The 26,587-nt window shown below is 69.4% G+C and carries 24 protein-coding genes and 2 pseudogenes; 8 read left to right on the forward strand and 18 right to left on the reverse strand.

Translation table 11 applies throughout. The features are described 5' to 3' along the window. Positions 1 to 10 precede the first annotated feature (10 nt). The 4 genes and pseudogenes from WT24_RS25705 to WT24_RS25720 all read right to left on the reverse strand — a co-directional run. Positions 11 to 967 carry a sugar-binding transcriptional regulator gene (locus WT24_RS25705; RefSeq protein ID WP_059504626.1) on the reverse strand — a complete coding sequence of 319 codons (957 nt, stop codon included), beginning with the start codon at positions 965 to 967 and terminating at the stop codon, positions 11 to 13. Positions 968 to 1,088: 121 nt separating this feature from the next. Then, positions 1,089 to 2,570: a xylulokinase gene (gene xylB / locus WT24_RS25710; protein WP_059504628.1), complete on the reverse strand. Its 1,482-nt coding sequence runs from the start codon at positions 2,568 to 2,570 to the stop codon at positions 1,089 to 1,091. Between the two features lie 105 nt (positions 2,571 to 2,675). Further along, on the reverse strand, positions 2,676 to 4,070 hold the full coding sequence (dalD, locus tag WT24_RS25715; protein ID WP_060036236.1) for a D-arabinitol 4-dehydrogenase: 1,395 nt from the start codon (positions 4,068 to 4,070) through the stop codon (positions 2,676 to 2,678). 192 nt (positions 4,071 to 4,262) lie between these two features. Further along, a pseudogene (locus tag WT24_RS25720) lies at positions 4,263 to 4,619 on the reverse strand (LysR substrate-binding domain-containing protein); the annotation flags it as partial. Between WT24_RS25720 and WT24_RS25725 the strand changes: the two are divergent. Next, positions 4,615 to 5,076 (forward strand): annotated as a pseudogene (locus WT24_RS25725) (MFS transporter); the annotation flags it as partial. The pseudogenes WT24_RS25720 and WT24_RS25725 overlap by 5 nt on opposite strands. Before the next feature lie 20 nt (positions 5,077 to 5,096). On the opposite strand, the gene kynA reads toward WT24_RS25725, so the two are convergent. The 3 genes from kynA to kynB all read right to left on the reverse strand — a co-directional run bounded on the left by kynA (position 5,097) and on the right by kynB (position 8,044). Beyond that, complete coding sequence (kynA, locus tag WT24_RS25730) at positions 5,097 to 6,029, reverse strand: tryptophan 2,3-dioxygenase (RefSeq protein ID WP_059504632.1); 933 nt, start codon at positions 6,027 to 6,029, stop codon at positions 5,097 to 5,099. 81 nt (positions 6,030 to 6,110) lie between these two features. Continuing rightward, entirely contained in the window at positions 6,111 to 7,364 is a 1,254-nt protein-coding gene (gene kynU, locus WT24_RS25735) for a kynureninase (protein ID WP_373557137.1), read from the reverse strand. Between the two features lie 26 nt (positions 7,365 to 7,390). Further along, positions 7,391 to 8,044, reverse strand: coding sequence for an arylformamidase (gene kynB, locus WT24_RS25740; RefSeq protein WP_059504635.1), 654 nt, complete (start codon positions 8,042 to 8,044; stop codon positions 7,391 to 7,393). Between the two features lie 129 nt (positions 8,045 to 8,173). Here kynB and WT24_RS25745 point away from each other — a divergent pair, with 129 nt between their 5' ends. Then, positions 8,174 to 8,674, forward strand: a complete 501-nt coding sequence (locus WT24_RS25745) for an Lrp/AsnC family transcriptional regulator (protein ID WP_006477992.1) — start codon at positions 8,174 to 8,176, stop codon at positions 8,672 to 8,674. On the opposite strand, the gene WT24_RS25750 is transcribed toward WT24_RS25745, so the two are convergent. From WT24_RS25750 to WT24_RS25760, 3 genes are all read right to left on the reverse strand, one after another. Beyond that, the gene (locus tag WT24_RS25750; protein WP_060036237.1) at positions 8,661 to 9,170 is read right to left on the reverse strand and encodes a flavin reductase family protein; all 510 of its coding nucleotides are present in this window, start codon (positions 9,168 to 9,170) and stop codon (positions 8,661 to 8,663) included. The genes WT24_RS25745 and WT24_RS25750 overlap by 14 nt on opposite strands. A gap of 282 nt (positions 9,171 to 9,452) precedes the next feature. Next, positions 9,453 to 10,118 (reverse strand): hypothetical protein, encoded by a 666-nt coding sequence (locus WT24_RS25755; RefSeq protein WP_060036238.1) that lies wholly within the window; start codon positions 10,116 to 10,118, stop codon positions 9,453 to 9,455. Beyond that, positions 10,115 to 11,521 (reverse strand): selenium-binding protein SBP56-related protein, encoded by a 1,407-nt coding sequence (locus WT24_RS25760; protein ID WP_059795728.1) that lies wholly within the window; start codon positions 11,519 to 11,521, stop codon positions 10,115 to 10,117. The genes WT24_RS25755 and WT24_RS25760 overlap by 4 nt, the downstream gene beginning before the upstream one ends. A 560-nt stretch (positions 11,522 to 12,081) precedes the next feature. Between WT24_RS25760 and msrA the strand changes: the two genes are divergently transcribed. Then, on the forward strand, positions 12,082 to 12,642 hold the full coding sequence (gene msrA / locus WT24_RS25765) for a peptide-methionine (S)-S-oxide reductase MsrA (RefSeq protein WP_059504641.1): 561 nt from the start codon (positions 12,082 to 12,084) through the stop codon (positions 12,640 to 12,642). 18 nt (positions 12,643 to 12,660) lie between these two features. Here msrA and WT24_RS25770 read toward each other — a convergent pair whose 3' ends face one another. From WT24_RS25770 to pdxH, 3 genes are all read right to left on the reverse strand, one after another. Further along, positions 12,661 to 13,959, reverse strand: a complete 1,299-nt coding sequence (locus WT24_RS25770) for a DUF72 domain-containing protein (RefSeq protein WP_060036239.1) — start codon at positions 13,957 to 13,959, stop codon at positions 12,661 to 12,663. Between the two features lie 23 nt (positions 13,960 to 13,982). Beyond that, complete coding sequence (locus tag WT24_RS25775; RefSeq protein ID WP_034208233.1) at positions 13,983 to 15,203, reverse strand: cyclopropane-fatty-acyl-phospholipid synthase family protein; 1,221 nt, start codon at positions 15,201 to 15,203, stop codon at positions 13,983 to 13,985. 121 nt (positions 15,204 to 15,324) lie between these two features. Next, positions 15,325 to 15,969, reverse strand: coding sequence for a pyridoxamine 5'-phosphate oxidase (pdxH, locus tag WT24_RS25780; RefSeq protein ID WP_060036240.1), 645 nt, complete (start codon positions 15,967 to 15,969; stop codon positions 15,325 to 15,327). A 128-nt stretch (positions 15,970 to 16,097) separates the two neighbouring features. On the opposite strand from pdxH, the gene tcdA reads away from it, so the two are divergent. Beyond that, positions 16,098 to 16,955 (forward strand): tRNA cyclic N6-threonylcarbamoyladenosine(37) synthase TcdA, encoded by an 858-nt coding sequence (gene tcdA, locus WT24_RS25785; protein ID WP_060036241.1) that lies wholly within the window; start codon positions 16,098 to 16,100, stop codon positions 16,953 to 16,955. Between the two features lie 107 nt (positions 16,956 to 17,062). Here tcdA and trxA read toward each other — a convergent pair whose 3' ends face one another. Then, a complete protein-coding gene (trxA, locus tag WT24_RS25790; RefSeq protein WP_011694383.1) occupies positions 17,063 to 17,911 on the reverse strand; it encodes a thioredoxin in 849 nt (282 codons plus the stop codon). A gap of 52 nt (positions 17,912 to 17,963) precedes the next feature. Next, on the reverse strand, positions 17,964 to 18,845 hold the full coding sequence (locus WT24_RS25795) for a pirin family protein (RefSeq protein ID WP_060036242.1): 882 nt from the start codon (positions 18,843 to 18,845) through the stop codon (positions 17,964 to 17,966). Between the two features lie 277 nt (positions 18,846 to 19,122). On the opposite strand from WT24_RS25795, the gene WT24_RS25800 reads away from it, so the two are divergent. Next, entirely contained in the window at positions 19,123 to 20,001 is an 879-nt protein-coding gene (locus WT24_RS25800; protein WP_179949399.1) for an EamA family transporter, read from the forward strand. 45 nt (positions 20,002 to 20,046) lie between these two features. Here the strand turns inward: WT24_RS25800 and WT24_RS25805 are convergent, their stop codons facing one another. Next, the gene (locus WT24_RS25805; RefSeq protein ID WP_059504653.1) at positions 20,047 to 21,573 is read right to left on the reverse strand and encodes an N-acetylmuramoyl-L-alanine amidase; all 1,527 of its coding nucleotides are present in this window, start codon (positions 21,571 to 21,573) and stop codon (positions 20,047 to 20,049) included. After that, positions 21,555 to 22,106: a tRNA (adenosine(37)-N6)-threonylcarbamoyltransferase complex ATPase subunit type 1 TsaE gene (gene tsaE / locus WT24_RS25810; RefSeq protein ID WP_059795734.1), complete on the reverse strand. Its 552-nt coding sequence runs from the start codon at positions 22,104 to 22,106 to the stop codon at positions 21,555 to 21,557. Before tsaE ends, WT24_RS25805 begins: the two co-directional genes overlap by 19 nt. Positions 22,107 to 22,123: 17 nt before the next feature. Between tsaE and queG the strand changes: the two genes are divergently transcribed. From queG to xerD, 3 genes are all read left to right on the forward strand, one after another. After that, positions 22,124 to 23,359, forward strand: coding sequence for a tRNA epoxyqueuosine(34) reductase QueG (queG, locus tag WT24_RS25815; RefSeq protein WP_060036244.1), 1,236 nt, complete (start codon positions 22,124 to 22,126; stop codon positions 23,357 to 23,359). Between the two features lie 65 nt (positions 23,360 to 23,424). Then, entirely contained in the window at positions 23,425 to 23,895 is a 471-nt protein-coding gene (locus WT24_RS25820) for a methylated-DNA--[protein]-cysteine S-methyltransferase (RefSeq protein ID WP_060036245.1), read from the forward strand. Further along, the gene (xerD, locus tag WT24_RS25825) at positions 23,892 to 24,842 is read left to right on the forward strand and encodes a site-specific tyrosine recombinase XerD (protein WP_060036246.1); all 951 of its coding nucleotides are present in this window, start codon (positions 23,892 to 23,894) and stop codon (positions 24,840 to 24,842) included. Before WT24_RS25820 ends, xerD begins: the two co-directional genes overlap by 4 nt. A 63-nt stretch (positions 24,843 to 24,905) precedes the next feature. Here the strand turns inward: xerD and WT24_RS25830 are convergent, their stop codons facing one another. Continuing rightward, entirely contained in the window at positions 24,906 to 26,468 is a 1,563-nt protein-coding gene (locus WT24_RS25830; RefSeq protein ID WP_060036247.1) for a class I adenylate-forming enzyme family protein, read from the reverse strand. Positions 26,469 to 26,587: the final 119 nt, after the last annotated feature.

A 26,587-nucleotide genomic window follows, 5' to 3' on the forward strand; every position in this document is an offset into this window, starting at 1 on the left:
GACGGCGGCGTCAGGCCGCCTTCGCGGCGAGCGCAGCGCGCGCGCAGGTTTCGTCGGTGACGAGCCCCGACAGCCAGCCGCCGCGCAGCGCGGCAATCACCGCGTCGTGTTTCTTCGGGCCGCCGGCGAACGCGATCGTCGGCCGTTTCGGCGGCGTCGCGAGCGCGACGCTCGTCACGCGTGCGCTCGTCGACACGGTGATCTGCGTGCCGTGCGCGTCGATCGGTACACCGAGCAGTTCGGCCACCGCGCCGAGCGCGGTCATCTCGTCGCGCTCCTGTTCGGTGATGAAGCCGTCTTCGTAGAGCGGGCAGTGCGGACCGATGTTGCCGATCCCGACGAACGCGACGTCCGCCTCGCCCGACAGCGCCTCGACGATCCGGTACAGCCGGTGATTGCACCACTGCGCGCGCTCGGCGTCGCTGTCGGCGAACAGCGGCGCGGGCAGCAGGAAATGCTTGCTGCCGGTTTTCTCGGAGATGTACTGCGCGACGTCGTAGCGGTTCGACGAGCCGTCGGCCGCGATCGCGCCGACCATCGACACGAGCCGGTGCTGCGGGCGGTCGATCTGCGCGATCTGCGCGACCGCGGCCTTCAGCGTCCGGCCGCTGCTGACCGCGATCACCATCGGCCGCGTTTCGTTCAGGTAGCGCTCCATCACCTGCGCGCCGGCGACCGCGAGCTTGCGGTCGATCGCGTCGGGCGCATCGGCGTCGACGGGCACGACTTCGCACATCGCGAGGCCGTAGCGTTTCGACAACTGCGCGCCGAGATCGAGACAGTCGGCGAGCCGATGGTCGACGCGCACGCGGATCAGGTTCTTCTCGACCGCGAACGCGACGAGGCGCTGCGCGACGGGGCGCGACACCTGCAGCTTTTCGGCGATTTCGTTCTGCGTGTCGCCCGCGACGTAATAGAGCCACGCGGCGCGCGTGGCGAGATCGAGTTTTTCTGAGGACTTGGACACGATAGCGATTCGGTTCGGATCTGGGGGGGCGCCCCGTGGGCCGGCCGGCGGGCCGCATGACGGCATCCACTGTACCGCATGTCGCACGCACGGCCGGCGGGCGGCCGTGCGTGCGCGGCGCCTACGCGAGCCGTGCGCGCGACGGTTCGTACAACGGCCGCACGTGACGGTACAGCGTGCGGAACGCATCGAGGCGCTCGCGCAGCCGCGCATGGCGGGCGGCGTCCGGTGCGTATTCGGCGCGCACCGGCGGCTTGGTCAGCACCGTCTGCGGATCGCCGCCGACGGCCAGCCAGCCGAGCCGTGCCGCGCCGAGCGCCGCGCCCGTTTCGCCACCGCCGATCTGGCGCGTGCGCACGTTCAGCGCGTCCGCGATCAGTTGCGCCCAGAACGCGCTGCGCGCGCCGCCGCCGATCAGCGACAACTGGTCGGTTTCGACGCCGGCCGCATGCAGCGCGTCGAGGCCGTCGGCGAGGCCGAGCGTCACGCCTTCGAGCACCGCATAGCCGAGGTGCGCACGCTCGGTCGCGTGGGTCATCCCGAAGAACGCGCCCTGCGCGTACGGATCGTTGTGCGGCGTGCGTTCGCCCGACAGGTAGGGCAGGAACAGCGGCGCCGCGGCGAGCGCGTCGGCGTCGAGCGCCGCGACTTCGGCGAGCAGCGCGGGCTCGTCGGTGCCGGTCAGCTTGCAGACCCAGCGCAGGCAGCTCGCGGCCGACAGCACGACGCTCATCAATTGCCAGCGATCGGGAATCGCATGGCAGAACGCATGCACGGCCGAGGCGGGATTCGGCATGAAGCGGTCGCCGACCACGCTCAGCACGCCGGACGTGCCGAGCGACACGAAGCCGTCGCCCGCGTGGATCGCACCGATGCCGAGCGCGCTCGTCGCGTTGTCGCCTCCGCCGCCCGCGACCGGGACGGCTTCCGACAGCCCGAGCTCGCGTGCGACGTCCGCACGCAGCGTGCCGGACGGTGCGTTGCCCTCGACGATGCGCGGCATCTGCTCGCGGGTCATCCCGCACGCGGCGAGCAGCGCATCGGACCAGTCGCGGCGTGCAACGTCGAGCCACAGCGTGCCGGCCGCGTCCGACGGGTCCGACACTTTCGCGCCGGTCAGCCGGAATCGCAGGTAGTCCTTCGGCATCAGCACGCATGCGGTTGCCGCGAACACGTCGGGTTCGTGCTTCGCGACCCACAGCAGTTTCGGCGCGGTGAAGCCGGGCATCGCGAGGTTGCCGGCCAGCGCATGGAGATCGGGTGCGCGCTCCGTGAGCAGCGCGCATTCGTCGGCGCTGCGCATGTCGTTCCACAGGATCGCGGGGCGCAGCACGCGATCGTCGCGGCCGAGCAGCACCGCGCCGTGCATCTGGCCCGACAGGCCGATGCCGCGCACCTGCGCGAACGCCTGGGGGTGCCGCTCGCGCAGTGTCGCGAGCGCGGCGAGCGTGCCTTGCCACCAGTCGTCCGGATGCTGTTCGGCCCAGCGCGGATGCGGTCGCGACACCGTGAACGGCGAGCCGGCGGTGCCGACGACCGCGCCGTCCGGGGCGAGCAGCAGCACCTTCACTTCCGAGGTGCCGAGGTCGATGCCGAGATACATGTGCGATCCGTTCCGTCAGAGAGGAGCCGCTACTTTAGCCGTGCCGCGCGGCATGTGCCAAGCGGGTTCGCCCGGCTGCGCGGCCGGGCGCCGGCGCGCGCGTCGTCAGCGCGCGGCGAGCCATGCGTCGACGCGCGCGAGCCCGGCGCGCAACGCGTCGAGCAGCGCGGCGTTGCCGGCCAGCGACCCCCACAGCGCGCGGTCGGTGCACAGCGCGACGACCGGGTCGTCGGCGTCGACGATCGCACGCGCGGCGCTTTCGTCCATTACGCCGTCCTGGTACGCATACGGCAGCGTGCCGCGTGCCCAGCGCTCGAGAAAGCGCAGGAACAGCGCGGGCAGCACGGCGGTGGCGACCGGCGCGGCGCCGCGCGCGAACGATTCGACGAGCGTCGGCGCGATGAAGCCGGGGATCTTCGAGAAGCCGTCGGCCGCGACGCGCTGGTTCGTGTCGAGCACGTACGGGTTGCCGAAGCGCTCGAGCACGACGTCGCGGTAGCGCGCGAGATCGAGCGGGCTCGGCGTCAGGCACGGGATCACGTCCTGCGTCACGTAGTCGTGCGCGAAGCGGCGGATCGCCGCGTCGTGCGTGCCTTCGTGGATATACGTATGGCCCGCCAGCGTGCCGGCCCATGCAATGCAGCTGTGGGTCGCGTTGAGGATGCGGATCTTCGCTTCCTCGTACGGATGCACGTCGTCGACGAGTTCCGCGCCGGCTAGCTCCCAGCGCGGCCGGCCGGCCGCGAAACGATCCTCGATCACCCACTGGATGAACGATTCGCCCATCACCGGGCACGCGTCGTCGACGCCGGTGGCCGCGCGCACGCGCTCGCGCACGTCGGCGGTCGGGCGCGGCGTGATGCGATCGACCATCGCGCTGGGCGTCGCGACGTTCGCATCGAACCACGCGACGAGAGCCGTTTCGCCGCGCCGTTCGAGGAATTCGCGCATCCCCGCGCGAAAGCGTGCGCCGTTGTTGCGCAGGTTGTCGCAGCTTTGCAGCGTGAGCGGGCCGGCGCCGCGCCGCACGCGTTCGGCGAGCAGCGCCGCGAGCGCACCGTACAGCGTGGTGCGCGCGCCCTGCAGGTCGGCGGCGACATCGGCGTTCGCGAGGTCGAGCCGGTCGTGTTCGTCGAGGTAGTAGCCGCCTTCGGTGACGGTGAACGACACGATCCGGCAAGCCGGATCGGCGCCGGCGTCGATCAGCGCGGCGAGATCGATCGACCACGGCAGCACGCGCGTGATCGAGCGGATCGTCTCGTAGGCGCGCTCGCCTTGCGGCGTGACGGTTTCGAGCGTGTACGCGCCATGTTGCGCGGCGAGCGCGTCCATCGTCGCGCGCATGTCGTCGCGGATGTTGCCGACGGTCAGCGACCAGCGTTCGTCGGCCGGCACGGCCGCGTTCACGCGATGCAGATACCACGCCTGGTGCGCGCGGTGAAACGAGCCCGCGCCGATGTGCAGCAGCACGGGCGTGCGGGCGGAGGGCGAGTCGCTCATGCGGTGTCTCCTGTTCCTGCCTGTCTATCCTGTCGAATACGATCATTTGCTCTTTATGTGAGCGAATGATCGTATTCGGGCGAACGAAAGTCAAGGCGGGGACACGGCATTTCGATGGTGCGCTGCGGCGCGGGTGGGGCGGGCACGCGGGCGGGCATGCGGGCAGGCGCGACGCAGCCGGCGGAAAAAGCGTCAGCGCCCTTCGCGGGTGAGCGCGACGAGTTCGTCGAGCAGCTTGCCGGCCGGCCCCGGCAGGATCCCGTGGCGGCGCCTGAATGCGGTGAGCGTGCGCACCGCGACCACTTCGCGCACCGGCAGCGTGTCGATCGTGCCGGCGCGCCGTTCGGCGCCGTACATTGGCTCGGCCATCCAGCAGAGGAATCCCGCATGCGCGACCAAGCTTTTCAGCGTCGTGACCGAGCGCGTCTCGACCGCGATGTCGGGCAGCGGGAGGCCGTGTGCGTCGAAGGTCGCACGCATATGGTCGAAGGGCGCGGTGCCGCGCGGCGGAATCGCCCAGCGCGCATGCAGCGTATCGGCGAGCGTCGGCGCGCTGCTGTGCGCGTGGGCGATCGCGCATGCGGGGTCGCGCTGGCCGCTCGTGCTGTGCAGCATCGGCGGCGCGGCGAGCGCGGTGTGGCTGATGGGCGTCGATGCGAGCCGCCATACGGGCTGGCTGATCGTCGGGCTCGGCTTGCACGGGCTGTTCGTCAATGCGGTGCAGTCGACGATGTATGCGCTGTGTGCGTACATCTACCCCACGGCCGTGCGCGCGACGGGCACCGCGAGTGCGCTCGCGTTCGGCCGGCTCGGCGCGATCCTCAGCGCATTCGCGGGCGCGATCGTGATCACGGCGGGCGGCGCGGGTGCCTACCTGACGATGCTGGCCGTTGCGATGGGCGTGGTCTGCGTCGCGCTGCTCGCGGTGCGGCGGCACATTCCGCGGCTGTCGCGCGCGCATGCGCCGCCGCGCGAAGGGGAGGAGCTCGCTCGGACGTCGTCGTGACGGCGCCCGAGCGACGTGCGTTACAGCGTGGTGCGCACGTGCCAGAGTTCGGGAAACAGCACGACGTCGAGCATCTTGCGCAGGTACGGCGCGCCGCTCGTTCCGCCGGTGCCCTGCTTGAAGCCGATGATGCGTTCCACCGTCGTCACGTGACGGAAGCGCCACTGGCGGAACGCGTCCTCGAGATCGACCAGTTCCTCGGCCATCTCGTACAGCTCCCAGTGCTGCTGCGGATGACGATAGACCTCGAGCCACGCGGCCTCGACCGTTTCGTCGTGACGCGTCGGCTGCGTCCAGTCGCGATCGAGCCGCTCGGGCGCGATGGGGAACCCGCGCCGCGCGAGCAGGCGCACGACCTCGTCGTAGAACGACGGCGCCTCGAGCGTCGCGCGCACCTGTTCGAGGATGTCGGGCCGGTGCGCATGCGGCTGCAGCATCCGCGCGTTCTTGTTGCCGAGCAGGAATTCGAGCTGGCGATACTGATACGACTGGAAGCCCGACGACTGGCCGAGATACGGCCGCATCGCCGAATACTCGGACGGCGTCATCGTCGACAGCACGTTCCACGCCTGCACCAGTTGCTCGAGGATGCGCGACACGCGCGCGAGCATCTTGAACGCGGGCGGCAGCGCGTCGGCGCGCACCGCATCGAGCGCGCCGCGCAGCTCGAACAGCGCGAGCTTCATCCACAGCTCGCTCGTCTGATGCTGGATGATGAACAGCATCTCGTTGTGATCGGGCGACAGCGGATGCTGCGCGTCGAGGATCGCATTCAGCGACAGGTAGTCGCCGTAGCTCATCGACTTCGAGAAATCGAGCTGCGCGTCGTGCCAGCCGCCTTCGGCGGCATCGCCCGGCACGTGCGGCGCTTCGTGCGCGGCTTGCGCCGGCTGGGCCGCACGTGCGCCCGAGAACGGACAGCCTGCCGGCGCGTCGCCGCCGGGGGGCTGCATATGACCAGAATTCACGACTTTCTCCAGATTTGAATGACGAACGCGCGGCGTATGCACCGGCGGCGCGCCGCGCAAAACCGCTCAGGTCACCGCGCCGCGTTCGGCGAACTCGGGCGCCTTCCACGCGTCGGTGGCGAGGATGTCGCGCAGCGTCTCGACCGCGTCCCATACGTCGGCGAAGCGCGTATAGAGCGGCGTGAAGCCGAAGCGCAGCACGTACGGCTCGCGGTAGTCGCCGATCACGCCGCGCGCGATCAGCGCCTGCATCACTTCGTAGCCGTGCGGATGCTCGAAGCTCGCCTGCGAGCCGCGCTGGTGATGCGCGCGCGGCGTGACGAGCTTCAGCGACAGGCCCGCGCAGCGTTCCTCGACGAGCGCGATGAACGCGTCGGTCAGCGCGAGCGACTTGCGGCGGATCGTCTGCATGTCGGTCTGCAGGAATACGTCGAGCCCGCATTCGACCATCGACATCGACACGATCGGCTGCGTGCCGCACAGGAAGCGCGCGATGCCCGGATCGGGCGCGAAGCCCGGCTGCATCGCGAACGGTGCACGGTGGCCCCACCAGCCCGACAGCGGCTGCGAGAAATGCGCGAGATGGCGTTGCGGCACCCACACGAACGCGGGCGAGCCGGGGCCGCCGTTCAGGTACTTGTACGTGCAGCCGACCGCGCCGTCCGCGCGTGCGCCGTTCAGGTCGACCGGCACCGCGCCGGCCGAGTGCGCGAGATCCCACAGCATCAGCGCGCCCGCGTCGTGCACGAGCTGCGTGACGGCCGGCATGTCGTGCATGTAGCCGGTGCGGTAGTTCACGTGGGTGATCATCGCGACGGCCGTGTCCGCGCCGAGCGCGTCGGGCAGGTCGGCCGGATCGTCGATCAGGCGCAGCTCGTAGTGGCCGCCGAGCTGCTCGATCAGCCCTTGCGCGATGTACAGGTCGGTCGGGAAGTTCGAGCGTTCCGACACGATCACGCGGCGCTCGGGCGCACGCTCGGCCTGGTGGCGCAGCATCGCCGACAGCAGCTTGAACAGGTTGATCGAGATGGTGTCGGTGACGACCGTCTCGCCGGGCGCGCCGCCGATCAGCGTCGCGAGCTTGTCGCCGAGGCGGCGCGGCAGCGCGAACCAGCCGGCCGTGTTCCAGCTGCGGATCAGGCCTTCGCCCCATTCGGCGCCGATCGCCTGCTGCGCGCGGGCAGCCGACGCGCGCGGCTGCGCGCCGAGCGAGTTGCCGTCGAGGTAGATCACGCCGTCGGGCAGCGAGAACTGGTCGCGCAGCGGGGCGAGTGGGTCGTCGCGGTCGAGCGCGAGCGCGTCTTCACGGGTCTTGATCATCATGATGGGGGTCGTAGGTCGGGTAATCAGGAAGCCTGCGAGGAAGCCCGCGCGGGCAGTGCGCGCAGCACCGCGCGCACGGGGCTCGCGTCGAGCGTCGCGAATTTCAGCGGCAGCGCGATCAGTTCGTAGTCGCCGGCCGGCACGTCGTCGAGCACGATTCCTTCGAGGATCGCCATCCGGTGCGCGCGCACGCGGCGATGCGCATCCATGGTCTTCGATTCCTGCGGATCGAGCGACGGTGTATCGATGCCGATCAGCTTCACGCCGTGCGCGGCGAGCAGGTCGACGGTGTCGGGCGCGACCGCGCAGAAATCGCTGTCCCACTGCTCGACGCTGGCGTGCTCGTACGTGCGCAGCAGCACGCGCGGCGGCACGCCGTCGAGCGCGGCCGCGACGTCGGCCGGCTGTACGACCGGCGATGCGCCGATGCAATGGATCACGCGGCACGGGCCGAGATAGGTGTCGAGCGGCACCGCGCCGATCGGCGCGCCGTCGGCGTCGTAGTGCAGCGGCGCGTCGCAGTGCGCGCCCGTGTGCGGCGACAGCGTCAGGCGTGCGACGTTGACCGGCGAACCGGCCTCCATCCGCCACACGCGTTCGACGGAAACCGGCGTATCGCCCGGCCACACGGGGGTGGCGGGGCTGACGGGCGGCGAGATGTCCCAGAGTGTGTCCATGGCATGACGAATCGTGAGTCGATTCTTCGAATGATAGGTGGACGCTCGCAGAAAGTGCTTGCGAAATAAACATGGACAATCCGCCGGATTGGCAGATAATTCGACTCAGAGGGAAAACGGGGACCAAAAATGCACGCGATCACGCTCGATGCCACCGACTGCCGGATTCTGGCGGTACTGCAGGAGGAGGGCAGAATCAGCAATCTCGACCTGGCCGAACGCATCTCGCTTTCGCCATCCGCCTGCCTGCGCCGCATGCGCCTGCTCGAGGAGCAGGGCGTGATCGAGCACTATCGCGCGTGCCTGAGCCGCGAGAAGCTCGGCTTCGAGCTCGAGGCGTTCGTGCAGGTGTCGATGCGCAACGAAGAGAATCAATGGCACGAGCGCTTCGCGGAAGCGCTGCGCGAATGGCCGGAGGTGGTCGGCGCGTTCGTCGTGACGGGCGAGAGCCACTATCTGCTGCGCGTGCTCGCGCACAACCTCAAGCACTATTCGGATTTCGTGCTGAACCGCCTCTACAAGGCGCCGGGCGTGATGGACATCCGTTCGAACATCGTGCTGCAGACGCTGAAGGACGAAGCCGGCGCGCCGGTCGGCCTGGCGCGCACGGGGGCGATCAAAGCGGTGTGAGGCCGTGGAAGCCGCCGCCGTGGAACACGAGCGGCGGTGCCGTTTCCGATACCGCGCGCACGCCGCACCGTTCCACTTCGCCGACGAAGATCACGTGGTCGCCTTCGTCGTAGCGGCTGCGGTTGTGGCATTCGAACCACGCGAGCGCGCCGTCGAGCACGGGCATTCCCGAGTTGCCGGCCGCGTGCGCGATCCCTTCGAAGCGGTCGCCCTTGTAGGTCGAGAAGCGTTTGCACAGGTCGAGCTGCGACGCCGCGAGCACGTTCACCACGTAATGGCTGTTGCCGCGGAACACGGGCGTCGACGCCGATTTGTGCGCGAGGCTCCACAGCACGAGCGGCGGATCGAGCGACACCGAATTGAACGAGCTGGCGGTGATGCCGATCAGCTGGCCGGACGGCGCCTGCGTCGTGATCACCGTCACGCCCGTCGCGAACTGGCCGAGCGCCTGCCGGAAGGCGGCCGAGTCGAAATCCGGCGGACTGGCGTGGCTCATCGGGCAGCCATCCGGAACGGAACGGGCGGGCGCGACACGCCACGGGTGTGACGGGCGCGGCGGACGAAAGGCGACGAGGCGGTCGATGAAGAAGGGGTGCGCATGGCCCGATTTTAGCGGAATCGGGGCCGCCGGGCCTGCTCCGGCGGCGCAGCGCGACGGCAGGGTGACGTAGCGAACACTGCGGCGCGCGGCCGGCGGCGCCGTTCTGTCGCGTTTTTCGACGGTGCGGCCGTTCATGCCGACGCCCGCCGTGCTGTCCGCCCGGCATCGCCACCCGTGCTATCGCGCCGTCGCCAGCCCGAGCGACAACGCGCCCGTCACGATCAGGCTCGACGCCCATACCGCATCCAGATTGAACCAGCTCCGCGACACGAACTTCAGCCCGAGATAGCGGTACACGAGCCACGCGAGCCCGCCGCCGGCGGCGATCATCGCGGCCGCGTGCACGGCCGCGACGACGAGCGCCATGCCGAGGTGCGCATCGACGAGCCTCGCGGCCGCGCGATGGCCCGCATCCCGGTCGAGCCCGCAGAGGCCGAGGTAGATCGGCACGAGCATCAGCCCCGCGCCGTGCGCGAGCGCGACCGCGAACGACCACAGGCCGAGCCGCGCCGGCGGAATCCGCGCCAGCGCCCGCGGATGCCGGCGCCGGATCAGCAGCCCTGCGCCGAAGCCGATCACGAGTGCGCTCGCACCGATCCGGATCGCCGACTGCCAGGCGAGCAGCGCTGCAAGCAGCCCGAACGGCAGCATTACCGCGAAGACGGCGAGCGCATGACCGAGCGCGAGATAGCCGAGCGCGGCGACGAGCGCGGCGCCGCGGCGCGTCATCAGCGCGTTCGACACCGCGAGCGGCCAGCCCATCGCCGGGTTCAGCCCGTGATACAAGCCGCTCGCGAGCACGGCCGCCCACCACGCGAACGGCACGTGAAGGCCGGTGCTCAACGCTTGACCGACGGATAGCAGAACGAATCGGTCGAGCAGTCGCCGCCTTCGAGCCGGATCTGGTGCGCGCGGTAACCGTCGGGGAATTCGACCCAGTAGTCGTCGGCGAGCGTCAGCCCGCCGTCCGGCCCCGCGTGCGCGAGCACCTGCGCGGCCGGCACGCCATCCGGATAGAACTGATCGTCCCACGTCGAATAGAGCGAGTTGGTCCAGTACACGCGCCGGCCGTCGCGGCTGATCTCGACCATCTGCGGGCCGCCCGCGAACGTGCGGCCGTTCGGGTGCGGCGCACGGCGCGCGATGCCGCCGATGCGTACCGACCCGGCCAGCACCGGGTTGTGCGGATCCGACACGTCGTACTGGCGCATTTCGCCGGTGCCCCAGCACGACACGTACAGGAACCGGTCGTCGAGCGACAGGTCGATGTCGGTCACGAGCGGCGGCACCGCGCCGAATCCTTGCAGCAGCGGCGGCAACGCGTCGGCGGCGGCCGGCTCGGCCGGGATCGTCGCGGTCTTCTTCGCATGGAACTTGCCGCCTTCGCGCCACCAGGTCCAGATCGAACCTTCGAGGTTGGTCGTATCGACCACGACGCCGACGAATCCGTATTCGCGCACCGGGTCGTGCGCGGGCCGCACCTCCAGCGCCATCTGGTGCTGCGCGCCGAGATCGATCGTCTGCACGTTGCGTCGCGCGCGCAGGTCCCAGAAATGCAGCCGGTGCCCGTACTTGTTCGCGAGCAGATCCTCGGGAACGATCCCGTTCTCGAATTGCGGCGGCAGCGCCCATTCGCTCGACACCATGTAGTCGCGCGGCAGGTTCCACCAGAAGTCGTAGTGCTTGTCCTGCGGGCCGCGGTCGATCTCCCAGCGGCCGAGCACGTCGAAGGTCTCGCAATCCATGATGAAGATGCCGGGCGCGCCGTCGGTGCCGTCCTTGCCCGCGCCGCCGAGCGTGCTCACGTAGATGCCCTCGGGGCCGCAGTGCACGGTGTGCGGCCGCGAATAGCCGGTCTTCGCGAAGACTTCTTCGGGCTCGATGATCTTGTGGATCCGTGCCTGTGTCGGATGCGGCTTCGTGTCGATCACGTAGATGCGCGACGAGCGCAGGCCGGGGATGATCAGGAAGCGGCGCTCGAGGAACGCGTGGCCGGTGAGCGGCGACAGCGACGACGAACACGCATTCCAGCCGAAGTGGTGAAACTCGTCGCCGGTGTTCGGCATCGTCACCGTATGCACGATCTTGCCGTACGTCGACGAACCGGGCTTCACGTCGATCACGGCGAGCGCGTCGGGTCTGGAAAAATCGGGGCTCAGCAACAATGTATACGCGAATGCTTCGGCCGGCGCCTGCATCGCGAGCTCGGGCGAAGCGTGAAACGTCGGATCGGGCCGCATGCTCATGGTGATGTCCTCTCGATGGTGTCGGATCGCTGACGCACGGCCTTTCGTGGCGGGCGTGCAGGCTGCGGTTGCCGCGCGGCGCGCATCATGCGGGCGGAGCGCTCGGCAGGAGCAAGCACGCGAGGGCGACGCGCGCGATGCCGTGCATCAGGTCGTGAAAGCGGGAAAAGGCGAAGGGCTGCCGCGCGGCGCCCGCCGCGAAACGGGCCGGCGCCATCGCGATGGTGCGATCGACGTATCGGCGATCGGGCCTGCGAAGCAGGCGATGTCTGTTAAGGCGTACATATCGATGTTCCGGCAGATGTCGTTGGCATCGGGGGCGGGCATGCATCGGACGCTGTGCGGGCGACGGGTTGGCCGTCGCGTGCGCGTGCCTAAGTGTAGACGAGAAACCCGCGGCGGGTCGCGTGCGGCGCCTGGCCGATCTGCCAGGTTCGCGCGCGAGTGAGATACTTGACGAAGTGCCGTTGCCGTCCGCGTCGCGGGCAGGCCACGGCGACGCGAAACGGTGGCGCCGGCGCCCGCGCGCCGGCTGCCGTCATCCACGAGGGACTGATTTCATGGGGAACGAGATGCTTGAAACCGCGACGCTCGGAGGCGGGTGTTTCTGGTGCACGGAGGCCGTGTTTCTCGACGTCGACGGCGTGACGGCCGTCCAGTCGGGTTACGCGGGCGGCCATACGCGCAATCCCGGCTATCGCGACATCTGCGAGGGCGACACGGGCCACGCGGAAGTCGTCAACGTGACGTTCGATCCGGCGCGCATCGGCTATCGCGAGATCCTCGAGATCTTCTTCGCGACGCACGATCCGACCCAGTTGAACCGGCAGGGCAACGACGTCGGCACGCAGTACCGGTCGGTCGTGTTCACGCATTCGGATGCGCAGCGCGACACCGCGCTCGACGTGATCCGCGAACTCGAGCGCGAACAGGTGTTCGGCCAGCCGATCGTCACGCAGGTCGTGCCGCTCGACGACAACTACTGGCCGGCGGAGGACTATCACCAGAACTATTACGCGCGGAACCCGGGGCAGGGCTATTGCTCGGTCGTGATCGGGCCGAAGCTCGCGAAATTCCGGCAGAAGTTCTCGCATCGGCTGAAGTCGCTGCGCGGCGCGTAAGCGCGGGCATGACCGGCGTCACGCCGCCTCGTTGCGCCACTGCGCGCACGCGGCGGCGATTTCGCGCGCGAGCGCGATGCATGACAGCGGCGCGGAGCCTTCGGCCTTGTTGTTGATGGTGATGATCACCGGCTGCCCGGCCAGCGCATAGCGCGCGGCCAGTTCGGCGAGTGCCGAGCGCGTGGCCGGATCCTCGTCGACGAGCTTGTCGAACGGCTCGTATTTCGCTTTCGCCTGTTCGTACTTGAAGCCGCCGTGCAGGCTCCAGCGCACGATCAGCGGGCCCGGCGCGTCGCCGTCGAGTAGTGCGAGCGCGGCGGCCTGGCGCAGCGGGTCGGGCATCCGCGCGTGCAGGCCGACGCAGTAGCGCACGCCGAGCGCGGCCAGCGCACGGATGAAGCGCGGCGTGAGCAGGCTCGCGTCGCGGATCTCGATCGCGTAGCGCGTGCCGTCGGCGTCCGGCGGCAGCGGCGGCAGCGCCGCGAAGAACGCGGCGAGCCGGTCGATCAGCGCGGCCGGTTCCGCGAGCAATTGATCGGGCAGCGGCGAGAACTGGAACACGAGCACGCCGGCTTTGCGGCCGAGCCCATCGAGACAGGGCTGCACGAATTCGCGGGTCGCGAGCGGCGCATCGAGGAAGGTCGGGTTCGGCCCGGACGGCTCGCCGCGCCGGCCGCGGATCACCGCGTCGGTCACCGCGGCCGGCGCCTTCACGACGAAGCGGAAATCGTCAGGCACCTGTTGCGCGTAGCGCAGGTAATCGGCCACCGACAGCGGGCCGTAGAACGACCGGTCGAGGCTCACGCTCTTCAGCAGCGGATGTGCGCCATACGCTTCGAGCCCTTCGCGCGACAGCTTCGTCTGCGCGAAATCGCCGTCGTAGACGATGCCGTTCCAGCCGGGGAAATACCACGACGACGTACCGAGCCGCACGTTCGGCGGCAGCCCGGCCGCGACGTCGGCCACGTCGGCCGGGATCGGCGCGGGCAGCACGCCGCGCTTGCGGCGGCCTTTCTTCGGCGCAGCGGCCGGCGGGGGCGGTTCGTCCCACAGCAGGCCGGACGACGGTACGGGCGCGTCGTCGGCGGCGGGGCGGGAAGTCGTACGGGCGGGCGGCGCCGGCTGCGCGTCTTTTTGCGCGTCCGGCGTCACGTGCTCATCGGGGCTGGCGGAGCGACCGTCGTTCGCAGGCGACGCGCGTGGGGCATGCGTCGGCACGCCGAACAGGTCGAATTGTCCGTCGGCGTGCGACCCGTTGGCGTCGTCGTGCTGCTGTCGTTCCGGCGGCGCCTTGCGCCGCGTCCTGCCGTCACCCATGCATGCCCAGCGTGAGGCGCCGCCTAGCGCGGCAGCGCGTGTTCGTACATGTAGCGCCGCGACCACGGCAGCGTTTTCGCGCTGCGTCCGGCCTTGCGGCACACGATCTGGAAGATCGACACGTCGTCGTGCTCGAACGCATACGCGCAGCCGGCAAGATACACGCGCCAGATCCGGAATTTCTCGTCGTCGACGAGCTTTCTCGCTTCTTCGGCTTTCGCTTCGAAGTTTTCCGTCCAGATATCGAGCGTGCGCGCATAGTGCCGGCGCAGGCTTTCGACGTCAACCGCCTCCAGTCCGCCGCGCTGCGCCGCTTCGAGCGCAAGGCTGATGTGCGGCAGCTCGCCGTCCGGGAACACGTAGCGATCGATGAATTCGCCGCCGCCGAGCGCCGTTTCGCCGCTTTCCGCGTCGGTCGACGTGATCCCGTGGTTCATCGCGATGCCGTCGTCGGTCAGCAGCTCGCGGATGCGCGAGAAATAGAGCGGCAGGTTCTTGCGGCCGACGTGCTCGAACATCCCGACGCTCGTGATGCGGTCGAACTGGCCTTCGATCTCGCGGTAATCCTGCAGACGAATCTCGATCCGGTCTTCGAGCCCCGCCGCCTTCACGCGCGCGGTCGCGAGGTCGAACTGGTTCTGCGACAGCGTCACGCCGAGACACGTCGCGCCGAACTTCTGCGCGGCGCGCAGCACGAGTGCGCCCCAGCCGCAGCCGATGTCGAGCAGGCGCTGGCCGGGCTCGAGCCGGATCTTCGTGAGGATGTGGTCGATCTTCTTGATCTGCGCGGTGGCGAGATCCTCGTCGCCGTTCTCGAAGTACGCGCACGAGTACACCATGTTCTCGTCGAGCCACAGCTGGTAGAACTCGTTCGAGACGTCGTAGTGGTACTGGATCGCCTTCTTGTCGGTGCTCTTCGTGTGATTGAAGTAGCGCTTCACGCGGGCGAGCTTGCTCGCGCTCGTCACGGTGCTGCGAGCGAGCGAGTAGCCGATGTTGATGATGTCCGACAGCTTGCCTTCGATGTCGATCTTGCCCTTCACGTACGCCTCGCCGAGATTGTCGAGGCTCGGTTCGAGCAGCAGCGGCAACGCCGACGCGCTGTTCACCTTCAGCGTGACCTGCGGCGCGCTGAAGGTGCCGAAATCGAGTTGTTCGCCGTTCCACAGCACGAGGCGCGCCGGTATGTTCGCCTTCGCCCGTACTTCGTCCGCCCACTGTGCCAGCTTCTTTTCCCAGAACATTTGGATTCTCCGTTTGTTCGTTGAATCGAATACAGCCAAGTATCTTGACCGGCGCCCGCCGCTTGCCGCGCGGGCGCCCGGATGCAACACGAGACACGGCCGGCACGCGCCGGCGGCGCGCTTACGGCGACAGGCGCGAGATCGTCCAGCCCGACGCCGCCGCGGCGTCGCGCGTATAGAGCAGGCGGTCGTGCAGCCGCGACGGGCGCCCCTGCCAGAACTCGATCGAATCGGGCACGAGGCGGTAGCCGCCCCAGTGCGGCGGGCGCGGCGGGTCGTCGCCGTAGCGCTCGCTGACGGCCCGTTCGCGCGCTTCGAGCGTCGCGCGGCTGTCGATCACGGTGCTCTGCTCCGACGCCCATGCGCCGATGCGCGAGCCGAGCGGGCGCGACGCGAAATAGCGGTCGCTTTCTTCCGCGCTGGTTTTCTCGATCCGGCCTTCGATGCGCACCTGGCGCTCGAGCTCGATCCAGTAGAACAGCAGCGCGGCTTGCGGATGCACGGCGAGATCGTGGCCCTTGCGGCTTTCGTAATTGGTGAAGAAGACGAACCCGCGTTCGTCGACGCCCTTGATGAGCACGATCCGGGCCGACGGCCGGCCGTCGGCGCCGACGGTCGCGAGCGTCATCGTGTTCGGCTCGGGCAGCTTGGCGGCGAGCGCCTCCTTGAACCAGCGATCGAACTGGGCGAAGGGATTGGGGGCGGCATCGGCCTCGTCGAGCGAAGCACGCGAATAGTTGATGCGGAGATCGGCGAGAGTCGTCATGTTATGCAAACGCTTCAATCTGGGGCCAGTATAGCGAACGCGCGAGAATCGTGCGTGCACAGTGGCGCGTGCGAGCGGGGAGTTCAGGCAAAATAGAGGGCTGCACGACTTACGTTTTCCTTGCTGCCATGTCCTCCGCCGACGCTGTCCCGCCCAGTTCTTCCGATCTTACCCCGACCCCGGAAATCCGGCTTGACGTGGATCGCGCGCGGCGTTTCGGCGGCGTCGCGCGCCTGTACGGCGCGCCGGCCGCCGCCGCGTTCGAGCGGGCGCACGTTGCGGTGATCGGAATCGGCGGCGTCGGGTCTTGGGCGGCCGAGGCACTCGCGCGCAACGCAGTCGGCACGCTCACGCTGATCGATCTCGACAACGTCGCGGAAAGCAACACGAACCGGCAGGTCCATGCGCTCGACGGCAATTACGGCAAGCCGAAGGTCGACGCGATGGCCGAGCGGATCGCGCTGATCGATCCCGCGTGCCGCGTGAACCGGATCGATGATTTCGTCGAGCCCGACAATTTCGACGTGCTGCTCGGCGGCGGCTTCGATTATGTGATCGACGCGATCGACAGCGTGCGCACGAAGGTCGCGCTGATCGCGTGGTGCGTCGCGAAGCGGCAACCGTTGATCGTCGTCGGCGGCGCGGGCGGGCAGCTCGACCCGACACGCATCCGCATCGACGACCTCGCGCTGACGATCCAGGATCCGCTGTTGTCGAAGGTGCGCGCGCAGTTGCGCAAGCAGCACGGTTTTCCGCGCGGGCCGAAGGCGCGTTTCAAGATCAGCGCCGTGTATTCGGACGAGCCGCTGATCTATCCGGAAGCGGCGGCCTGCGACATCGAGGACGGCGCGGAGCCGTCCGCGGCCGCGCACGTCGCGGGGCTCAACTGCGCGGGTTTCGGTTCGAGCGTGTGCGTGACCGCGAGCTTCGGGTTCGCGGCCGCCGCGCATGCGCTGCGGGCGATCGCGGCACGGGCGGCCGGCTGAGCCCGCGGCGCGCGGGCGGGCAGGGCAAGATGATGCCGCGGCGCGGGTGACGTGCCGCGAGCGATACGGCGATGCAGCCGGGCCATCGCGGCCCGGCCGGGCGCGCATCAGTTGAGCGCCATGCTCAGCTTGCGTCGCCACGCGGCGACGAGGTCGGGGCGATCGCCGGCCAGTTCGAACACCGAGATCATCGTGCGGCGGCCGAGGTCGTCGCCGTAGGCGCGATCGCGCGTCACGATTTCCAGCAACTGTTCCAGCGCGCCTTCGTACGCGCGCCGCGCGATCAGGCTCTGCGCAAGGTCGAAGCGCGCGTCGAGATCGGCCGGGTTCGCTGCGATACGCGCTTCGAGCGCGTCGGTCGGCGGCAGGTCGGCCGTGGCGTCGAGCGCGTCGAAACGGGTCTTGATCGCCTGGTAGCGCGGGTCGCCGTTCTGCACGGTTTGCGGCGACAGGCGTTCGGTTTCGGCGCGCGCGGCGTCGACCTCGTTGCGCGCGAGCAGCAGCTCGATCAGGTCGAGACGCGCGTCGTCGTAGCCGGGGTTCAGCGCGAGCGCCGCTTCGAGGTGCGCGAGCGCATCGTCGAAGCGCTGTTCGGCCATCGCATACTGCGCGGCGCGGCGCTCGGCTTCCTCGGCCGCCGGCAGGAGCCGGTCGAGGAACGCGCGCAACTGGCCTTCGGGCAGCACGCCGACGAACTGGTCGACCGGGCGCCCGTCGGCGAACGCGATCACGTGCGGGATGCTGCGCGTCTGGAAGTGTGCGGCGAGTTCCTGGTTCTCGTCGACGTTGACCTTCACGAGCTTCCAGCGGCCTGCGTAGTCGGCTTCGAGTTTTTCCAGCAGCGGGCCGAGCGTCTTGCAGGGGCCGCACCACGGCGCCCAGAAGTCGACCAGCACGGGCGTGTCCAGCGACGCCTCGATGACGTCTTTCTCGAATGTGGCAAGCGTGGTGTCCATGTCGTTCTCTTCCGTTCGAATATCGTCAGGATGGGGGTGGCGCGCCGCTTTTTCAACGCGGCTTCGATTCGGGCAGCGGAATCCACTCGGTTTCGCCCGGCACCTTGCCCATCTCCTGGCGCGTCCAGGCCGCTTTCGCACGCTCGATCGCGTCGCGGCTGCTCGCGACGAAATTCCATTCGATGAAGCGTTCGCCGTCGATCCGGTCGCCGCCGAGCAGCATCGCGCGTGCGCCGCGGCCGCTCGTCAGCGTGACCGTCGCGCCCGGCGCGAGCACGGCCATCCGTTCGGCCGGCACCGGCGTGCCGTCGATCGCGAGCTCGCCGTCGACCACGTAGACCGCGCGCTCCTCGTGCGACGCATCGAGTTCGAGCCGGCCGCCCGCCGCGAATTCGGCCGCGACGTAGAGCGTGCGCGAGAACGTCGTCACGGGCGAGCGCAGCCCGAACGCGTCGCCGGCGATCACCGTCAGCGCCACGCCGTGTTCGTCGCGCTTGGGCAGCGTGTCGGCCGCGTGGTGCTCGAACGACGGCTCGGTCGTCTCGTGCGCTTGCGGCAGCGCGACCCAGGTCTGGATCCCGTGCACGGTATGGCCGCTGGCGCGCTGCGCGTCCGGCGTGCGCTCCGAGTGGACGATCCCCCGGCCGGCCGTCATCCAGTTCACGTCGCCCGGCACGATTTCCTGCCGAGAGCCGAGGCTGTCGCGGTGCAGGATCGCGCCGTCGAACAGGTAGGTGACCGTCGCGAGCCCGATGTGCGGATGCGGGCGCACGTCGAGCCCCGTGCCGGCCGGCAGCATGGCGGGCCCCATGTGATCGAAGAAGATGAACGGGCCGACGAGGCGTGCGGCGAGCGCGGGCAGCGTGCGGCGCACCTGCAGGTTGCCGATGTCGCGCACATGCGGCTTCAGCAGGGCTTTGATCGAGTCGGTCATGGCGGGCCTCGTGGGAACGGCTGGATTGCCGGTCATTGTACTGGCGGCGCGGCGGCGCGCGTGACGGGGAACGCGAAGCGCGCGGTGCGCTGCGGCACGATGCGGCTGCGGCAGGCATGCGTCGTGCGGTATCCCCCGCGTTGCACGAGCCGCTGCGCACGCCGGTGGCGCGCGCGGCCGATTCCACGCGCGCAGCGCGGGTATCGGGCCGGGCGCGAAACCCGGTAGACTGACCGGCTTCACGACAATGATTCGACAATCGAAGGAGACGCCGATGATGGCCCCGAAGGACTTGCTGCTCGCGCTGGTCGTGATTCTGGCGTGGGGCGTGAACTTCGTCGTGATCAAGGTCGGCCTGCACGGCATGCCGCCGATGCTGCTCGGCGCGCTGCGCTTCACGCTCGCGGCCGTGCCCGCGGTGTTCTTCGTGCACCGGCCGCAGATTTCGTGGCGTCTGCTGGTGCTGTACGGCGCGACGATCCAGCTCGGCCAGTTCGTGTTCCTGTTCACCGGGATGTACGTCGGCATGCCGGCCGGCCTCGCATCGCTCGTGCTGCAGTCGCAGGCGTTCTTCACGCTGGTGTTCGCGATGCTGTTCCTCGGCGAGCGGCTGCGTGCGCAGAACCTGATCGGGCTGGCGATCGCCGCGGGCGGGCTCGTCGTGATCGCCGCGCAGGGTGGCCGCGCGATGACGCTCGCGGGCTTCCTGCTGACGATCTGCGCGGCCGCGATGTGGGCCGTCGGCAATATCGTCACGAAGAAGGTCGGGAAGGCGAATCTCGTGTCGCTCGTCGTGTGGGCAAGCCTCGTGCCGCCCGTGCCGTTCTTCCTGCTGTCGCTGTGGTTCGAAGGGCCGCAGCGGATCGCGACCGCGCTCGCGGGCCTGGACGGCGCGTCGATCTTCGCGGTCGTCTATCTCGCGTTCGTCGCGACGCTACTCGGTTACGGGCTGTGGAGCCGCCTGCTGTCGCGCTACCCGGCCGCGCAGGTCGCGCAGTTCTCGCTGCTGGTGCCGATCGTCGGGCTCGCGTCGTCGGCGCTGCTGCTCGACGAGCATCTGACGCAAGCGCAGCTGATCGGTGCCGCGCTCGTGATGGGCGGGCTCGCGGTGAACGTGTTCGGCGGGAAACTGCTGAGCCGCGTCGCGGCGTCGTGACGCGCCGGCACGCGCTGCGTGCCGGCGGCAGGGGGCGGGCGGCGCTCAGGCCATCCGGTTCTTCGCGAGCGGCGGATTTGCGGCGAAATAACGCTTGATGCCGCGGAAGATCGCGTCGGCCATCTCGTCGCGATAGCTGTCGTCGTTGAGCCGGCGCTCTTCGTCCGGGTTGCTGATGAATGCGGTTTCGACGAGGATCGATGGAATGTCGGGCGCCTTCAGCACCGCGAACCCGGCCTGCTCGACCGAGCCCTTGTGCAGCTTGTTGATCCCGCCCACTTCCTTCAGCACGTAGTTGCCGTAGCGCAGCGAGTCGCGGATCTGCGCGGTCGTCGACATGTCGAACAGCGCGCGGTTCACTGCCGCGTCCGCCGTCTTGATGTTGATGCCGCCGATCAGGTCCGACGAATTCTCCTTGTTCGCCATCCAGCGCGCCGCGGCGCTCGTCGCGCCGTGGTCGGACAGCGCGAACACCGACGAGCCGCGCGCGGACGGCGTCGTGAACGCGTCCGCGTGGATCGACACGAAGAGATCCGCGCCGACGCGGCGCGCTTTCTGCACGCGCACGTTCAGCGGCACGAAGAAATCGGCGTCGCGCGTCATCATCGCGCGCATGTTCGGTGCAGCGTCGATCTTCGCGCGCAGCTTCTTCGCGATGTCGAGCGCGATGTGCTTCTCGTACGTGCCGGCGCCGCCGATCGCGCCCGGATCCTCGCCGCCGTGGCCCGGATCGATCGCGACCGTCAGCAGGCGCACGGTGCCGCCCTTGCCGGATTTCGGCGCGGTGAACTTGTAGGTGTCGCCGTCGTCGTCGTTGTCGTCACGGCGCGCGATGACGGGCGGCGGCTTGACGGCCGGCTTCGCGGGCGTCGACGGCGTGCCGGCGGCCGGCGGCGCATGCGGCGCGGCTGGCGTGTTCTGCGCGAAACGCTGGAAGAATGCGTCGCTGTTGTCGCCCGCGGCGGGCGGCGGCGTGCCCGGGCCGGCCAGCGCGGGCGGCGGCTGCATCTGCTGCGCGCGCGCGGTGTCGTTGAGCGCCTGTTCCTTGCGTTCCGTCTGCGCGATCAGGTCGGACAGCGGATCGGGCGCGACGGCCGGATACAGGTCGAACACGAGCCGGTACTTGTACGTGCCGACGGGCGGCAGCGTGAACACCTGCGGCTTCACCGAGCCTTTCAGGTCGAACACCATCCGCACGACGTGCGGCTGATACTGGCCGACGCGCACCGATTGGATCTGCGGATCGTTCGGCGCGATCTTCGATACGAGGTCGCGCAGCGCCTGGTCCAGGTCGAGGCCGCTCAGGTCGACGACGAGCCGGTCGGGACCCTGCAGCAACTGTTGGCTATTCTGCAGCGGCTGATCGGATTCGATCGTGACGCGCGTGTAATCGCGCGCGGGCCACACGCGCACGCCGAGCACCGACGACGCGTGCGCGAGCCGCGGCGCGACGAGACCGAGCACCAGCGTCGACGCCCCCGCGCGCAGAATCTGACGGCGCCGCCAGTTGTGCGTCGCGGTGGCCGCCGATTCGATCGAGCGGAACGGTTTGATCAACATCTTTCGAGACATGCCTTTCCTGAAGCGCTGTACGCACGGACGGTGAGGGCGCGGCCGTCGCCGTCCACGTCGAGCGAGAAAACCAGATCGGGCACGCCGAGCAGGGCGCCCGCCTGTTGCGGCCATTCGACGAGGCAGATCGCGCTGGAATTGAAATATTCGCGAAAGCCTGCGTCGGACCATTCGGCCGGATCGTTGAATCGATACAGATCGAAGTGATAGACCTCGAGTTCCCCATCGCTGCGTTCGAGCGCGTACGGCTCGACGAGCGTATAGGTCGGGCTGCGCACGCGCCCCGAGTGGCCGAGGCCGCGCAGGATCGCGCGCACGAGGGTCGTCTTGCCCGCGCCGAGATCGCCGATCAGCTGGATCTGCAGCCCGTCGAACGCATGGGCGCGGTCGAGCGCGATGCGCGCTGCGTCGAGCGCGTGCGCGAAGCGCGTGCCGAAGGCCTCGGTTGCCGCTTCGTCGGCGAGCGCGATCACGCGCTCCGCGAGCGGGGCGGGCAACATGGCATGAGGCGGTTGGCTGGGCGTGGCTGGCATTCTCGTAAAATAGTGCGATGAACCGACTACCGGAACGCACCGCATCCGACAGGCCTTCGACTCGTGACGAAGGCGCGGCGCCGTGCGCGCTCGACGATGCGGCGTTGACTGCGCTCGCCGCTCGCATCAGGGCGTGGGGGCGCGAATTGGGTTTCGGGGCGATCGGCATCAGCGATACCGATCTCTCGGATGCCGAAGCAGGCCTCGCCGCCTGGCTGGAAGCCGGGTACCACGGCGAGATGGATTATATGGCGAAACATGGGATGAAACGCGCGCGGCCGGCCGAACTTGTGGCCGGTACGCGACGCGTGATCTCCGTGCGGCTCGCCTATTTGCCGGCCCAAACGCTCGCTGACGGTGCACCCGGCGGCGCGCCCGATGCGCTCGTCGCGCACGACTGGCGCGCGCGCGAACGGGCGCGGCTCGACGATCCGCAGGCGGCCGTCGTGTCGATCTATGCGCGCGGCCGCGACTATCACAAGGTGCTGCGCAACCGGCTGCAGACGCTCGCGGAACGCATCGAGCACGAGATCGGCGGGTTCGGCCACCGCGTGTTCACCGATTCGGCGCCCGTGCTCGAAGTCGAGCTTGCGCAGAAGGCCGGGGTTGGCTGGCGTGGCAAGCATACGCTGCTGTTGCAGCGCGACGCCGGCTCGCTGTTCTTTCTCGGCGAGATCTACGTCGATCTGCCGCTGCCGACCGATGCGCACACGTCGCCCGACATCGCGCCCGAGACGCCCGGCGCGCATTGCGGCAGTTGCACGCGCTGCCTCGACGCATGCCCGACCGGCGCGATCGTCGAGCCGTACCGCGTCGATGCGCGCCGCTGCATTTCGTATCTGACGATCGAACTGAAAGGCAGCATCCCCGAGCCGCTGCGGCCGATGATCGGCAATCGCGTGTACGGCTGCGACGACTGCCAGCTCGTGTGCCCGTGGAACAAGTTCGCGCAGGCCGCGCCCGTCGCCGATTTCGACGTGCGGCACGGCCTCGACCGCGCGACGCTCGTCGAGCTGTTCGCGTGGGACGCCGACGCGTTCGATACGCGGATGCAGGGCAGCGCGATCCGGCGCATCGGCTACGAAAGCTGGCTGCGCAATCTCGCGGTCGGGCTCGGCAATGCGCTGCGCGCCGGCGCGGGCCGGCTCGACCCTCCCGCGCGCGACGCGATCGTCGCCGCGCTGCACGCGCGGGCCGACGATCCGTCGCCGGTCGTGCGCGAGCATGTCGAATGGGCGCTGCGAGCCGCGTGAAGGCGGCGTAAAGTGTCGTCGGCGCGCGGGCAGGGCCGCGCGCATCCCCCGGTCAGGAGAAGGCAATGTTCAACGCAGTCATCGACGCGCCGTTCGGCAAGGTCGGCATCCGCACCGATGCCGCGGTGGTGCGCGAGATCGTCTATCTGCCCGAATCGATGAAGTCGGTCGAGCCGGATTCGGCGCTCGCGAAGCGCGCGGTCGAGCAGATCGAACGTTATTTCGAGCGCGCGTCCGCCCGCTTCGACCTGCCGCTCGCCAACGTCGGCAGCGCATTCCAGCACCGCGTGTGGGACGTGATCAGCGATATCCCGCCCGGTACGGTGCTGACCTACGGCCAGGTCGCGAAGCGGATCGGCAGCGCGCCGCGCGCGGTCGGCCAGGCGTGCGGCGCGAACTACTTCCCGCTCGTGATTCCGTGCCATCGCGTCGTCGCGGCGGGCGGCCTCGGCGGGTTCGCGAACCACGACGACAATGGTTATTACCAGCAAGTGAAGCGCTGGCTGCTGACGCACGAGGGCGTGCCGTACCGATGAGCGAACCGCCGATTTCCCCCGAAGCCGACGGCGATGCCGACGCGGTGTCGCCCGCGCTGCTCGCGAGCCGCGCGTCGATCGACGTGTTCTGCGATGCGCTGTGGCTCGAACACGGGCTCGCGCGCAACACGCTCGATGCGTACCGGCGCGACCTGGCGCTGTTTTCCCAATGGCTGGCCGCGACGCACGACGCGCCGCTCGACTCGGCCGACGAGGCGATGGTGACGGGCTACATCGCCGCGCGCAGCGACGGCAAGGCGACGTCGTCGAACCGGCGACTGTCGGTGTTCCGCCGCTATTACGGCTGGGCCGTGCGCGAGCATCGCGCGAGCGCCGACCCGACGCTGCGGATCACGTCCGCGAAACAGGCGGCCCGGTTTCCGTCGACGCTGTCCGAGGCGCAGGTCGAGGCGCTGCTCGGCGCGCCCGACATCGGCACGCCGCTCGGCCTGCGCGATCGCACGATGCTCGAGCTGATGTATGCGAGCGGGCTGCGCGTGAGCGAGCTCGTGACGCTGAAGACGGTCGAGGTCGGCCTCAACGAAGGCGTCGTGCGCGTGATGGGCAAGGGTTCGAAGGAGCGGCTCGTGCCGTTCGGCGAAGTCGCGCACGGCTGGATCGAACGCTACCTGCGCGACGCGCGGCCGGCGCTGCTCGGCGCGCGCGCGGCCGACGCGCTGTTCGTGACCGCTCGCGGCGACGGGATGACGCGCCAGCAGTTCTGGAACATCATCAAGCGGCACGCGCAGCAGGCCGACGTGCGCGCGCACCTGTCGCCGCACACGCTGCGGCATGCGTTCGCGACGCACCTGCTGAACCACGGCGCCGACCTGCGCGTCGTGCAGCTGCTGCTCGGCCACAGCGACATCTCGACCACGCAGATCTATACGCACGTCGCGCGCGAGCGGCTCAAGACGCTGCACGCGCAGCACCACCCGCGCGGCTGACGCGCGCCCGAGCATGCGGCGCCGCACGCGCCGATGCGGGCTCACGCGTGTGCGGCGGCCGCGTCAGATCAGTTCGCGCAGCCGGTGCTTGAGCACCTTGCCGGTCGACGCGGCCGGCAGGGCAGCGAGCACGCGGATATGCGCAGGGCGTTTGTAAGCCGCGAGCCGATCCGCGCACCACGCGTGCAATGCCGCCTCGTCCGCCGTCGCGCCCGGCACCAGCTCGACGAACGCGAGCACTTCCTCGTTGCCTTCGATCGCGCGGCCGATCACGGCCGCCTGCACGACGTCCGGATGCGCGTTCAGCACCTGTTCGACCTCGACCGGATACACGTTGAAGCCCGAGCGGATGATCAGTTCCTTGCTGCGGCCCGCGATCGTCACCGCGCCGTCCGCGTCCTGCCGCGCGAGATCGCCGGTGCTCAGCCAGCCGTCCGGCGACACGGCCGCGCGCGTCGCGTCCGCGTCGCGGTAGTAGCCGAGCATCACGTTCGGCCCGCGCACGCGGATCTCGCCGACTTCGCCGGGCGGCACGTCGGTGCCGTCCGGCGCGACGATCCGCATGTCGACGCCCGGAATCGGCACGCCGACCGAACTGTCCGTGCGCGGCGCGTCGAGCGGCGTCTGCGTGATCGTCGGGCTGCTTTCGGTCATCCCGTAGCCGTTGTGCAGCGGCACGCCGTACAGGCGCTCGACGCGCGCCTTCAGGTTCGCATCGAGCGGCGAGCCACCCGAATACGCGAAGCGCAGCCGCGGCGCGCGCCATGCGTGGCCGTGCGTGTGCAGGTGTTCGAGCAGCTTCGCGTGCATCGCGGGCACGCCCTGGAAGATCGTGACGCCTTCGTCGGCGAGCGCGACGCGGACGGCTTCCGGCGAGAAGCGCGGCGCGAGCCGCAGCGTCGCGCCCGCGTACAGGCTGCCCAGGCACACCGACGCGAGCCCGTACACGTGGGACACGGGCAGCACCGTGTAGGCGACGTCGTCGGGCGACACGCGGCGCAGCGTGCTCGATGTCGCCGCGATGAACAACAGGTTGCGGTGCGACAGCATCACGCCCTTCGGCGTACCGGTCGTGCCCGTCGTGTAGATCAGCGCCGCGCATTGCTCGGCGCCGTCGGCGGCCACCGGTTCGGCGGGCGCGCCCGCATCGACCCGATACGACCACGTGCCGATGTCGACCGGCAGTGCGCCGGCGGGTGTTGCGCCGAGCCGCTCGGCATGGGTGCGCGCATCGGGGGATACATCTGTCGTGAATGCAATCAGCTTCGGGTGCGCATGCGCGGCGATCGCGTCGAGCTCGGCGGCCGACAGTCGCGCGTTCGACAGGAGCGCCCAGGCGTCGAGGCGGGCGGCCGCGAACAGCAGCACGATCTGCGCGACGCAGTTTTCCGCGACGATCATCACGCGGTCGCCACCTTGCACGCCCAGGCTCGCCAGCTGTGCTGCCGCCGCTTCGATGGCCCGTGCCAGCTCGCCGTACGACAGGCGGCGCGCATCTTCGATCAGCGCCGGATGCGCAGGCGATTGCGCGGCCCGATGGGCGGGCACGTCGGCGATGCGACGCGGCAGCGCGGCGAGCAGCGCATCGACGTCGAGCGATTCGGATGAACGGCGAGGCGAGGACATGACGTCTCCAGAAGAGGGGCAGGCGGCGGCCGACGATATTTGCGAACGATCGTGCCACGACGGCGCGCGCGCCACAATCGGCCAATCGGGCAATAGCGCTTCGCGATGTCCGCAACGAT

It is taken from the genome of Burkholderia sp. MSMB1078WGS, from assembly GCF_001528895.1.
In the GTDB taxonomy this organism is placed as follows: domain Bacteria; phylum Pseudomonadota; class Gammaproteobacteria; order Burkholderiales; family Burkholderiaceae; genus Burkholderia.